We start from the raw sequence: 11,890 nt of genomic DNA, 5'->3' as shown, positions 1-11,890 counted from the left end.
ACCCTTACGGACGGTTGAGGATTTGCTCGGCGTAACTAACCTGCTACCTACGTTCTGGTAGCTCTGTCCCCTACCGCCGAGGGAGCGACGGATGGCCTGTTCACAGAAGGTCCGACTTTACGGCTTGAGGGCCAGGTGCATGGACTGATGAGCCGCCAGACTTCGCCTCTCATCACCGCCGCGAACGTCGGAGCGTTGCTCTCGCCTCTCGCCCAGGCCGTCACGGTTGGTGGTATCACCTGGAATGCCAACCGGGGAGTCAGCAAGGAAGGCATGGTTCGCGTTCGTACCGCGCTGGCAGTTCTAAGTCCATGCATGCTGCGCCTGGTGGTGAATCCCCTGGCGCCAAGCGAGCCTAAGCTTCAGTACCTCGCCGGCACTGGTCGCGACAGGTTTTCAGCTCGTCGTCTGTGCGTCAACGTTCCCCATCGCCCGATCACCGGCACCCACAAGCACCGTGTGGAGCCCGGGTCGTCCGACGAAGGTGCCTACGAACCCACAGATATTCCGGAAGTTCCGCTTCAACCCAGGGTCGCTCCGGGTACGTACCGTGCGATCCTTGAAGCGTTCGCGAACGAGTGCTTCATTGAGATGGCGTCCGATTTCACCTGGTCAGAGCCGTGAGGAGGGGAACCATGGACTCAGCAGCCACCGTGGGCGCGATCCTACGCACGATCAACGACCAGACTGTCGTCCGGCCCTACGGCGACGGGCTCCTGGTGGACCTACCGCTGACGTACGGCGACGGCGACGTGGTCCGGATCCTGGTAGAGCCCATGGGATCTGGGTTCCGGGTATCAGACCGAGCCGTTGCTGCCACTCAGCTCGCCATGACAGGCGTCAACGTGGGCGCTGGGCGTCCCGCTGAGGCATTTGCGGAGGCTGCGCGAAGCGCTGGCCTCAGCGGAGTCAATGCTGCGCCGGGGGAGCTTGCGACCTTCGGGGTTGCTGAAGAACTCGGACGGATGGTGCTGGATGTTGCTCAGGCGTCCATGCGCACGGAGCAACTCCGCTGGCTCGCGGTCCGCCAGACTCTAACTAGATTCCCTGACCGCGTAGTGGATCGTGTCAAGAGCTGGGCACAGGGCAGTCGCCATGTTCAGCGGGAGGCCCCGTTGGCTCTACGATCCGGCCGAAAGCGTCAGGTCACGCTTCGTGTTTCTAGCCACGATCGCTCTGCCTATATCCAGGCAGTCAGCTCACGAGATCGCGACCAAGCGGCAGAGCACTGCTACTACATCTTCGACCTGTCGGATGTGCCTAAGGAGAACCGGATCGCGGCTCTCGATGGCGCTCGGGCGGACTGGCCGACTGAGATCGTGAGCGAACTGGCCCAGGTGGGTGATGTGGAGTTTTTCGCGGATCCGCTGAGTCTGGAGCGACAACTTGACAAGCTAGTGCCGCCGCCGCGCGCGGCGTTACAGAGGTAAGCACAGGGACGCTCTGGAACGTTCGCTGTCAAGGCGGTCTTGACGAAGCGGGCCAGGTTTGCTCCTCGCCGACGAGGCCGTGGTGGGGTTGCGGCGCGGGGCACACCCAGGCAGGCCCCTGGCCTGCCGGCAACAGCCGGCCTGAGGGGTCGCAGAGGCTCCGGGGTCAAGGGCGGCCCGCAGGGCCGTCGCGTAGCGACGCGAAGCGCCCTTGACCTTGGAGGGGCGCCCCCGCACACTCCGCGCCGCAACCCCACCACGGCCGGCGGTGACTCGCCCTACGGCGCGGCGGTGCGACGGCCGCCGCGCCCCGGCCGGCCCACCAGCTGCCCACTCAACGGCCTGTCGTTCTGCGGCGGCCCTCTGGGCTTCCCGCTCTCCGCGCCAGCCGCCGGGCATCAGGCGTGACGGCCGCAGAGCGACAGCGGCAGCGGCCGGCGCGCGCCCAGGCGGCGGCGCGTGCGGCCCGTTCAGGGCCGCCTTGAAGACGTACAGAAACTTTGAACAACCTGCCGGCGGCCGGCCTGTCCGGTCTCGGGACCTGCGTGACAGATCGGTATCAGGACCTGCGTAGACACTCCGCCGAGGTTGGCAACAGCGAGCGGTGGAGCTCCGTGACCGCAGAAAGGACATCGGAGCCGGCTCACTGACTCGGCTCACGCTCCGGACAGTCGGCGTGCAGCCAGGTTGCGGCCAGGTCCTGGCTCGTCACGATCAGCCTTCCGGAGAGACAAACGATTTCGTGTCGGCACCCGTGTTCGTGCGGCAGCACTTCGTCCAGCATCACGTCCTGGAGCTGGGCCACGTTCAGCCCTTGGTCGGCCGGCTCAATCGTCAGGCTCTGCACGCCGCGGTAGCGGATCGTCAGGTCTTCCTCGTGCTTCCAACAGTTGTGCCGCAGGTACAACTCAAGCCAGCGGCTTCCCTCCGTCTCCCCGGACGTCAGTCGCGCGGGCTTCAGGTCCTTGACGCACCGCTGACCGAAAAAGTCGTAGTGGCCGGGGTCCGTAGCGAACCTGCGTGCTCCCTCGGGCAACGAGTCAGCAAGCGACGGGAACTGCCGGAGGTATGCCTCGGGATCCAGAGCCATGCCGTCGCTGGTCCGCTCAACGCTGACATACCTCACTGCCGCGCCCCCTCCGATCCCGCCACCCGCAGCTCATACAGGCGAAGGGCATCATCGCACCTACGGCGGACCGAAGGGGAGATCGTCTAGCCGGCCGTGTCACCCACGTCCCGAGACTGATCTGTCACGGACGTCCTGAGACCCGACATGCCGGCGGCCGGCCGTGTCCTGTCACGGGGGATGCTTGACACTCGCGTCCCACCACATGCTTTACGCCTGCGGCTAATCTCGCTCCGTGAGTTTCGGCACCTACGCGCGCAAGGTCCGCGACAGGTCGCTGCCCTACGGCCGGAGAGTGTCCGCCCTACGGTCCTGCGTTCAGCTCTACAGGCCAATCGGATTCCACGCGACGTTGGGTTTCCTGGAGGAGATGGCTGGGCCATACCAGCAGGATGAGGACGCTCTCCTGAGGGCGCTTGACGCACTAGCGGCGAGCCGCGCCGGGTGGCATGCCGACATGCGGGACTACGCCCGCAGGCGTCGGCAGGCCAAGCAACGCGGGCAACGGGTCCCTCCCGTTGACGAGCAGAACCCGAATGGCTATCCGCGAAATTGGTACGGCGCGGCCAGGCCGGCGGCCCTCTACGCGCTGAGGCGTTGGAGTCGCGACCGCCTTCCCGCCTTGACGGGGTCATCTGACGAGACCGCCACCACCGTCGAGAACCTCGTCGTCGCCGTGCTGTCGTCAGGTGAGGACCTGGCTCCGGAGCAGAGCCAACTCCTGGACGTCACCGTTGCGGAGCTTCAGCGCCGCGTCCGGTCCGAACTTTGGCATCACGACCAAGGCGCCCACTACCGAGCCTGGAACCTGTTGAAGGTCGCCCGGCTGGTGAGAAGCGCAAGCGACCACAGATCGTCTCGACCGTAGTTCTGGTTACTAGGCCGAGTGTCAGCCTGGTGGCCCACGCGGCGCACGCTAGCCCTGTCGCCTAGGGAAGCGTGAGCCGTTGCCAGGCGGGTGAGGCAGAGACCTTGGTCGCGGCGCATGAATACCGGCAGCGTCGCAAGGGCCTTCTCGAACACCGGAACCGCTCGGCGTGGTGCATTCAGATGTACCCAGCAGGTCGCAGCTTGCACACCGATGTATGCAGGCATGCAGTAAGCCGCGATGTTGTCTCCATCCGCACTCGGCCGGGTTACCTCGCGCATAGCGGCGTCCAACTGGTCGGCGGAGTTCACCACCGAGCGGGAGGCGGTCGCCTGTGTCGCGGGCAAGGCGGTCGGCGGCATGCGGTTCCACAATCTTCGCCATTCATACGCGACGTGGCTGGTGACAGACGGTGTGCCGATCAACCTGGTGCAGCGGGTCATGGGCCATGAGCAGGCGTCAACGACGCTCAACCGGTACACCCACACGCCGGATGACTACGCCGACCGGGTACTTGCTGCCTTCGCCGACCCTGCTGCCTCTCTGCTGCCTCTGCGGGGCGAATCAGACACCGACGGTGACCCGAACGGGGCGAAGATGCGCTCTGACCAGGGTGGGAGCGCTTGCCCGGAAAGAGCGACGACCCCCGCCGGGGGGAGGCGGGGGTCGTCTGGGGTTCGGCTCCGGGGGGGTCGAGCCGAACCCACTCAGCGGTCACGGGGGGTGCAACCGCCGAGGGCCTGCCGGACGTGCCGACCACGGAAATGAAACCGTGTCGCAACTAAGCATGCCTGAGTCGACCCGTGCGCGTCGAGTGGCGTTTGCCCCAACTCGCATGACGCGCCGATGCGACTGCGAGACGACACGTCGTTTCACTGACCGGCTGATCAGGATCAAGCGGCTCGCCGAAGCGGTCGCTGTGACCCCACGTACCCGCCGACCATAGACCATCCGACTAGACTGGCCCGCCGTGGGCCGAAGCGCCGCCTTTTTCGATCTCGATAAGACCGTCATCGCCAAGTCAAGCGCCCTGGCGTTCGGTCGGCCGTTCTATCGCGACGGCCTCATCACGCGACGAGACGTGGTCAAGTCCGCGTACGCCCAATTGATGTTCCGACTGGGCGGCACCGACGAGCAGACCATGACCCGCACGCGCGACTATCTTGCGACGCTGTGCAAGGGTTGGCAGGTCGAACAGGTCCGTCAGATCGTCGCGGAGACCCTGCACGAGCTGATCAACCCATACGTGTACGCCGAGGCGGCTGCGCTGATCGAGGAGCACCAGGCCGCGGGGCGGGACGTCGTCCTGGTCAGCGCGTCGGGCGACGAGATGGTGCGGCCGATCGGCGAGCTGCTCGGGGTCAGCGACGTGATCGCGACCAGGATGACGATCGAGGACGGGCGCTACAGCGGCGCGGTCGAGTTCTACGCGGCCGGGCCGAGCAAGGTCGAGGCGGTCGCGGAGCTGGCCGAGGCGCGTGGCTACGACCTCGCCAACTGCTACGCGTACTCGGACTCCTCCACGGACATTCCCCTGCTGGAGTGCGTCGGGCATCCCACCGCGGTCAATCCGGACCGGGCGCTGCGCAAGATCGCCACGGAGAACGCCTGGCCGGTGTTGGAGTTCCGCCACCCGATCCCGCTCGGCCGGCGTCTGCGCGAACGCCCGGCCGTCCCGGTCGCCGCGGCCGCGCTCGGGGTCGGCGTGGGGGTCGCGATCGGGATCGCGTGGTACGGGCGGCACCGACGAACCCGCACCTCCCCCGCCTGACTGGTCGAGCAGCGCCTCCGCCATCTGCCGACTATCTCAAAAGCCGCATATACGTCCAGTAGCCGCAAATTCCGCGATAGCCCTAGTGCCCGACGGCGAAGGGGCGTACAAACAGTGGTGCGGACCCCGCCCAAACGGGCTCCGTGCACGGCCACCGGGCACCCACGCGCGACCAGCCACGGCAGGCACGTTGCGGCGGCACCGCGAGGGCCGCTGATAACGAGATCAAGGTGCACGCTTGGTAACCCGGCCGGACGTGTGATGACGGCGCCTCCTCCGTGAGGCGCCGTCCATGTGCGGGCCGGCGAATCTCCGACCCGACCCCGATCCGGCTCCTGACGCGGTAGGCCAGCGCCCCCGCCGCCCGTCCCACAGCCCGCCCGCAGCCCGCCCGCCGCCCGGCGCGCCTCGTCGATCAAGGGCCTTCGCGTCGATCAAGGGCGTATTCACACGATCGGAGATCTTTTGATGTGAATATGCCCTTGATCGACGAGGCGGGCCTGCGGGGGGACGGCGGGCGGGGGGACGGCGAGGGCGGGGGTCAGGCGGTTGCGAGGACTTCGTCGCCGATCGTCGTGAGTTGATCGGCGCCGACCTCGATGGCCGCCGCGTAGTGGCGCAGCCACGACCGCACCCCGTCCGGCGTCCCGGTGGCGTAGGCGCCGGCCGCTCCGAGGTACTCCGGCTCTCGCTCCTGGTGCCCGACGTCCACCGCGAGCAGGCCGCGCGGGTCGAACCCGGTCGACAGGAGGGTGAGGCGCGCCGCCGCGCGGGCGACCACGCCGGACGGCCCGGGGAAGGGGCGCAGCGCGAGCAGTTCACCGTGCACCACGGCCGCGAGCACCAGTGGGGAGACGCCTGTGCCGCCCGCGATGAGGGTCGCCAGGCCGTCGATCCGGGCCGCGACCCCCACGTCGGCGCTCGGCCGGCCGAGCACGTCGTCGGGGACCACCCCGCGGGCCGCCAGCACGTGCAGCTTCGCGAGCACCTGGCGCGGCGCCTTCTGCCACACGTCGACGAAACCGGGAAGCGCCCCGGCGATGCGGAGCGCGCCCTGCAGAACGGGGTCCGTGACCGTGCCGCCGCGGACCGCTTCGCGCTCGTGCACGTACCCCTCGAGCGCGGCGCTGGCCACGGCGGACCGGAGGCTGACCTCGGCCACGACCTGGCCGCCGTGCCGGCGCAGTGCGCGGTGCCGCAACGCCTGGTCGACCCGCTCGCGGGCGTGCTCGACCGACGTGGCGATGTCGGTGAGGTTGAGCAGGGGGGCAAGTGGGTCCGTGGTCACGGGTTCACGCTAATGCCCGGCCGTCAGCAGGTCGGCGGCACCCGAGGATCACGAGGTACTACCCAGGGGCTGCGCGATCGGGTGCGGAAATGGCATGATCCGCGCAGGAGTGAGCGGCAATGCTGCAGCTGCCGTGCAGGCCGGCCGGCACGTCCGCCACCGTCGGCAGACCGGCCGGCGCGCGGCACGGGCCATTGGGCGCGTTGTCGCACCCCTGGTCGGACCACGCCTCGCACCGGACACGGACCGCCACTAACCTCCTACCGAGACGCACCTCACCCGCGACGCGAGGAGTTCCACCCATGAGCGAGACCTTGGAGAACCTGCTGCGGGAGACCCGGCAGTTCGAGCCGCCGGCCGAGCTCGCCGCTGCCGCCAACGTCACGGCCGCCGCCTACGAGGAGGCCACAGCGGACCGGCTCGCCTTCTGGGAGCAGCAGGCGCGGCGACTCGACTGGGCGCGGGAATGGGACCAGGTGCTCGACTGGTCCAACCCTCCGTTCGCCAAGTGGTTCGTGGGCGGGCAGTTGAACGTCGCCTACAACTGCGTCGACCGACACGTGGTCGCCGGCCGCGGGGACAAGGTCGCCATCCACTGGGAGGGCGAACCGGGTGACACCCGCACCATCACGTACGCGGACCTGCAGCGACTGACCAGCCAGGCGGCGAACGCGCTCACCGACCTCGGGGTGGTGCCCGGCGACCGGGTCGCCATCTACCTGCCGATGATTCCCGAGGCGGCGGTGGCGATGCTCGCCTGCGCCCGGATCGGCGCGACCCACAACGTCGTCTTCGGCGGCTTCTCCGTCGACGCGCTCTCCGGTCGGCTCCAGGACGCCAGCGCCAAGGTGGTCATCACCGCGGACGGCGGCTACCGGCGGGGTAAGCCGTCGGCGTTGAAGCCGACGGTCGACGAGGCCGTCGCGCTCTCCCCGTCGGTCGAGCACGTGCTCGTCGTACGCCGCACCGGCCAGGACATCGCCTGGGGCGAGAAGGACCTGTGGTGGCACGAGACGGTCGAGACGGCGAGCCCGGAGCACGAGGCGCAGCCGTTCGACGCCGAGCAGCCGCTGTTCATCCTCTACACGAGCGGCACCACGGCCAAGCCCAAGGGCATTCTGCACACCACCGGCGGCTACCTGACCCAGTCGTCCTACACCCACCACGCGGTCTTCGACCTCAAGCCCGAGACCGACGTCTACTGGTGCACGGCCGACATCGGCTGGGTGACCGGGCACTCCTACATCGTCTACGGCCCGCTCTCCAACGGCGCGACCCAGCTCATGTACGAGGGCACGCCGGACACGCCGCACAAGGGCCGGTTCTGGGAGCTGGTCGACAAGTACAAGGTGACCATCCTCTACACCGCGCCCACGCTGATCCGCACGATGATGAAGTGGGGCGACGACATTCCGGCCGGGTACGACCTGTCGTCGCTGCGCATTCTCGGCAGCGTCGGAGAGCCGATCAACCCCGAGGCCTGGATGTGGTACCGCAAGCACATCGGACAGGACCGCTGCCCGGTCGTGGACACCTGGTGGCAGACCGAGACCGGAGCCATCATGATCTCGCCACTGCCGGGGGTCACCGCGACCAAGCCGGGCAGCGCGATGTCGCCGCTGCCCGGGATCAACGCGGATGTCGTCGACGAACAGGGCAACTCGGTGCCGAACGGCGGCGGCGGCTATCTGGTGCTGCGCGAGCCGTGGCCGTCGATGCTGCGCACGATCTGGGGTGACGACAAGCGCTTCGTCGAGACCTACTGGTCGCGTTTCGACAAGATGTACTTCGCGGGGGACGGCGCGAAGAAGGACGCCGACGGGCACCTGTGGCTCCTCGGCCGGGTGGACGACGTGATGCTGGTGTCCGGGCACAACATCTCCACGACGGAGGTGGAGTCGGCGCTGGTCTCGCACCCGTCGGTCGCGGAGGCGGCCGTGGTCGGCGCGACCGATCCGACCACCGGTCAGGCCATCGTCGCGTTCGCCATTCCGCGCGGCAATGTGGAGGTCGGCGGCGAGGCGGGCGAGAGGCTCATCCAGGAGTTGCGCAACCACGTCGCCAAGACGCTCGGCCCGATCGCCAAGCCCCGCCAGATCATGCTCGTGCCGGAGCTGCCGAAGACCCGTTCCGGCAAGATCATGCGGCGACTGCTCCGCGACGTCGCCGAGAACCGGTCACTGGGCGATGTCACCACGCTCCAGGACTCCGCGGTGATGGACCTCATCTCCTCCGGGATGCAGTCGGGCAAGTCCGAAGACTGACAATCTCGCGTACGTCCCGATGGGTGGCGGTCCATGCCGGACCGTCACCCATCGTCTTTTGTGTCACACACCCGAAATCCCGACGGATCTTCCACCTCACCCGTTCGGTCAGATGTCCGCCCTTCAGCTCTTGCCCAGCGACAAGTTTGTGAATTAAGTTGCCGATCGATGGCTGAAAACTTGCGCGTTAGTGGCGAGGACAGCCAAATCTTTCCCCCATGCGCCAGGAATGGAGTGGGATGAAATCCGGCATCCCCCGAAGCGGCCCACGCCGACGCCTACTCGTCGCCGTACCCGCGCTTGCGCTCGCGGCCACGACACTGACCGTGCCGGGCAGCGCCGCCGCCGAGAGAAGTGACCCGATCCGCGCCTCGATCGGCTCGGACGAGTACTACATCAACTACGCCGAGCCCGCGGTGCAGCCCGACACCCATGGCAAGGAGGTCAAGGGCAAGGGCGGGATCTACGGATCCGCCGTCGAGCGGACAAAGGCGTACGACCGCAAGTTCGCGCGCGGTAACCCGCTGACCGCGAAGGAGCTCGCCAAGCTCGAGGCGAAGTCCATCAAGACCGGCAAGAGCCCGCGCGAGATCAAGCAGGCGAAGACCACGCAGGTGGCGAAGCTCCTGACGGTCCTCGTCGAGTTCAACGACAAGGCCAACGACGACTTCACCGGCAGCATGGTCCCCTCGACGGTGTTCGAGGACCGCACGTGCGTGCCCGGCACGGTGCAGAACGGGCCGCTGCACAACAACATCCCCAACCCGGCGACCCTGCCGCACGCCGACAACAACACCATGTGGGTGCCGGACTTCTCCTCCGAGCACTTCAACAAGATGCTCTACACCAAGCAGGGCATCACCGAGCGCGTCCGCACCGACCTGACGGGGCCGGACGGCAAGCCGGGCATCAGCATGGCCCGCAAGACGATGCACAACATGTACCTGGAAATGTCCAAGGGCGCGTACACGGTGGACGGACAGGCCACCCCGTGGGTGAAGGTGCCGCACTCCGAGGGCTGGTACGGCGCGTCGCGCTGCTTCCAGGACGCGGACGGCAACTGGGTCGCCCCGGCGGAGCAGGCGATGACGGGCCACCCGGCCAACCCGCTCGGCGCCGGCAAGCTGGCGACGGACGCGGTCGACACCCTCGCGGCGATGAACCCGAACTTCCCGTGGGCCGACTACGACATCGAGGACCAGGGCGACCGCGACGGAGACGGCAACTTCTTCGAGCCCGACGGCGTGATCGACCACCTGGTGCTGGTGCACGCCGGTGAGGACAAGTCCGGCGGCGGTGGCGCGCAGGGCGTCTACTCGATCTGGGCGCACTCGTCGGCGGTCGCCGGCGGCTACACGGTCCCCGGCACCAGCGTGAAGGTGTCCAACTACATCGTGCAGCCCGAGGACTCCGGCGTCGGGGTCTTCGCCCACGAGTACGGTCACGACCTGGGCCTGCCCGACCTCTACGACACCTCCGGCGGCGGCGACAGCGACGTCGACTTCTGGGACCTCATGTCGTCCGGCTCACACGCCGGGCCGATCTTCCAGTCGCTGCCGACGCACATGGGGCTCTGGGACAAGTGGGTGCTCGGCTGGGCCAACCCGCTGACGCTCGCCCCGAACAGCGACCCGCGGACGGTCAAGCTGGGGCAGACCTCGCGCACCCCGAAGGGCACCCAGGACGGCATCAAGGTCGACCTGCCCAACAAGGTGATCACGCTCGGGGAGCCGCACAGCGGTGGCAACATGTGGTACAGCGGCGCCGACCAGGACTGGGCCGACGTCAAGCTCACGCGTCAGGTGACGGTGCCGGCCGCGGCTGACGCCAAGTTCTGGATGTGGAACAACTACGTCATCGAGGACGGCTGGGACTTCGGCTTCGTCGAGGTGTCGACCAACGGCGGGGCCAACTGGACCGAGCTCAAGGTCCACGACGAGGCCGGCAACGTGGTCTCCACCGATGACGACTACCCCGACCCGAATGGGCGGCTGGCCGACTTCGGCAACAAGAAGTACGGCCTGACCGGTGACACCCACGGCTGGCGGCACGACTACGTCGACCTCGGCGCGTACGCCGGCAGCACCGTCACGGTGCGGCTCCGCTACGCCAGCGACGCCGGCTTCCTGGAGCGCGGCTGGTTCTCCGACGACTTCTCGGTGACCGGTGCCGGCGCGACCACGTGGAGCGACGACGTGGAGGGTGGCGCCAACGGCTGGACCGCGACCGGCGGCACCTGGACCGACACGTCCGGCGCGGGCTGGCACATCGACTCGGGCACCCAGGTGCGGGCGCACTACTACCTGGCCGAGTGGCGCAACTTCGACGGCTTCGACGAGGGGCTGAAGTACACCTACGACACCACGTACTCGCGGGACGCGTGGAAGGTGGAGAAGGTCAAGTACAACGCCCCCGGCATGCTGGTCTGGTACCGGGACACCGCGTTCGGCGACGTCAACCACGTCACCGCCAACCTCACCTCGACGCCGAGCTACGGGGCGAAGGGCGGGCTACTCATCGTGGACTCGCACTTCGATCCGTTCCGCCGGCAGGGTGAGGCCGCGGCGAAGGATCCGTCCACGTTGGACAACATTCCCAGCCGGCCCCAGTCGTCGAACGCCGCGTTCACGCTCCACCCGAGCTACGGGTTCCAGGAGTGCTTCGAGGCGCCCGACGAGCCGTACAGCGAGTACTGCACGAAGTTCGGTCCGCAGCCGGCGACGTACGCCTTCACCGACGCGAAGGGCTGGACTCCGGGGATCGAGGTCCGCGGGTCGCAGTTCTTCGCCCGTGACAACGACGCCTCGGTGGTCGTCCCGTCGCGGGGGAACGCGCCGTACAGCACCCGGGCGGTCAACGCCGACGGCACCCCGGCCCGGGGCGTCTACGGCACCGACCTCGGCTTCACCGTCCTCGGCTCCGGAAATCCCGGCGACGCGGGCGTGAGCTACGGCGTCACGATGCGGATCGTGAGCACCGCCGGCGACAACTCGTACGCCACGGTGCGGGTCACCCCGGCCAAGAGCTGACGTAGCGCGACACGAGTGACGGGCGAGCCGGGCGATGTAGGCCATCGAGACGCTGCCGAGGACGAACCCGGGGAGGATGAGCTCGGCGAAGCCGGGCGGGTTCGTGACGGTCGG

General features: G+C 68.1%; 8 protein-coding genes. 6 read left to right on the top strand and 2 right to left on the bottom strand.

Features of this window, described 5'->3' with window-relative positions:
* Positions 1-147 precede the first annotated feature (147 nt).
* Positions 148-624, top strand: coding sequence for a hypothetical protein (locus AB0J06_RS11590; protein ID WP_357427326.1), 477 nt, complete (start codon positions 148-150; stop codon positions 622-624).
* 11 nt (positions 625-635) lie between these two features.
* Complete coding sequence (locus tag AB0J06_RS11585; RefSeq protein WP_357427324.1) at positions 636-1,430, top strand: hypothetical protein; 795 nt, start codon at positions 636-638, stop codon at positions 1,428-1,430.
* Between the two features lie 643 nt (positions 1,431-2,073).
* Here AB0J06_RS11585 and AB0J06_RS11580 read toward each other — a convergent pair.
* Complete coding sequence (locus AB0J06_RS11580; RefSeq protein WP_357427322.1) at positions 2,074-2,520, bottom strand: hypothetical protein; 447 nt, start codon at positions 2,518-2,520, stop codon at positions 2,074-2,076.
* A gap of 1,144 nt (positions 2,521-3,664) precedes the next feature.
* Between AB0J06_RS11580 and AB0J06_RS11575 the strand changes: the two genes are divergently transcribed.
* Both AB0J06_RS11575 and AB0J06_RS11570 read left to right on the top strand, forming a co-directional pair.
* Entirely contained in the window at positions 3,665-4,192 is a 528-nt protein-coding gene (locus AB0J06_RS11575) for a tyrosine-type recombinase/integrase (RefSeq protein ID WP_357427320.1), read from the top strand.
* Between the two features lie 202 nt (positions 4,193-4,394).
* Positions 4,395-5,195, top strand: coding sequence for an HAD-IB family hydrolase (locus AB0J06_RS11570; RefSeq protein WP_357427318.1), 801 nt, complete (start codon positions 4,395-4,397; stop codon positions 5,193-5,195).
* A 541-nt stretch (positions 5,196-5,736) separates the two neighbouring features.
* Here the strand turns inward: AB0J06_RS11570 and AB0J06_RS11565 are convergent.
* On the bottom strand, positions 5,737-6,483 hold the full coding sequence (locus AB0J06_RS11565) for an oxidoreductase (RefSeq protein ID WP_357427316.1): 747 nt from the start codon (positions 6,481-6,483) through the stop codon (positions 5,737-5,739).
* Positions 6,484-6,785: 302 nt separating this feature from the next.
* On the opposite strand from AB0J06_RS11565, the gene acs reads away from it, so the two are divergent.
* A complete protein-coding gene (gene acs / locus AB0J06_RS11560) occupies positions 6,786-8,747 on the top strand; it encodes an acetate--CoA ligase (protein WP_357427314.1) in 1,962 nt (653 codons plus the stop codon).
* 239 nt (positions 8,748-8,986) lie between these two features.
* On the top strand, positions 8,987-11,776 hold the full coding sequence (locus AB0J06_RS11555) for an immune inhibitor A domain-containing protein (RefSeq protein ID WP_357427312.1): 2,790 nt from the start codon (positions 8,987-8,989) through the stop codon (positions 11,774-11,776).
* Positions 11,777-11,890: the final 114 nt, after the last annotated feature.

Source organism: Micromonospora sp. NPDC049679 (assembly GCF_040659735.1).
Lineage (GTDB): Bacteria > Actinomycetota > Actinomycetes > Mycobacteriales > Micromonosporaceae > Micromonospora_I.
The sequence above is the reverse complement of the archived record's forward strand: the minus strand, read 5'-3'. Positions and strand labels throughout refer to the sequence as shown.

Excerpts from the sequence above, each read along its gene's own strand:
- acs (WP_357427314.1), top strand. The coding sequence starts at position 6,786 with ATGAGCGAGACCTTGGAGAACCTGCTGCGGGAGACCCGGCAGTTCGAG.
- AB0J06_RS11585 (WP_357427324.1), top strand. The coding sequence starts at position 636 with ATGGACTCAGCAGCCACCGTGGGCGCGATCCTACGCACGATCAACGAC.
- AB0J06_RS11590 (WP_357427326.1), top strand. The coding sequence starts at position 148 with ATGAGCCGCCAGACTTCGCCTCTCATCACCGCCGCGAACGTCGGAGCG.
- AB0J06_RS11580 (WP_357427322.1), bottom strand. The coding sequence starts at position 2,520 with ATGGCTCTGGATCCCGAGGCATACCTCCGGCAGTTCCCGTCGCTTGCT.
- AB0J06_RS11555 (WP_357427312.1), top strand. The coding sequence starts at position 8,987 with ATGAAATCCGGCATCCCCCGAAGCGGCCCACGCCGACGCCTACTCGTC.
- AB0J06_RS11575 (WP_357427320.1), top strand. The coding sequence starts at position 3,665 with ATGTTGTCTCCATCCGCACTCGGCCGGGTTACCTCGCGCATAGCGGCG.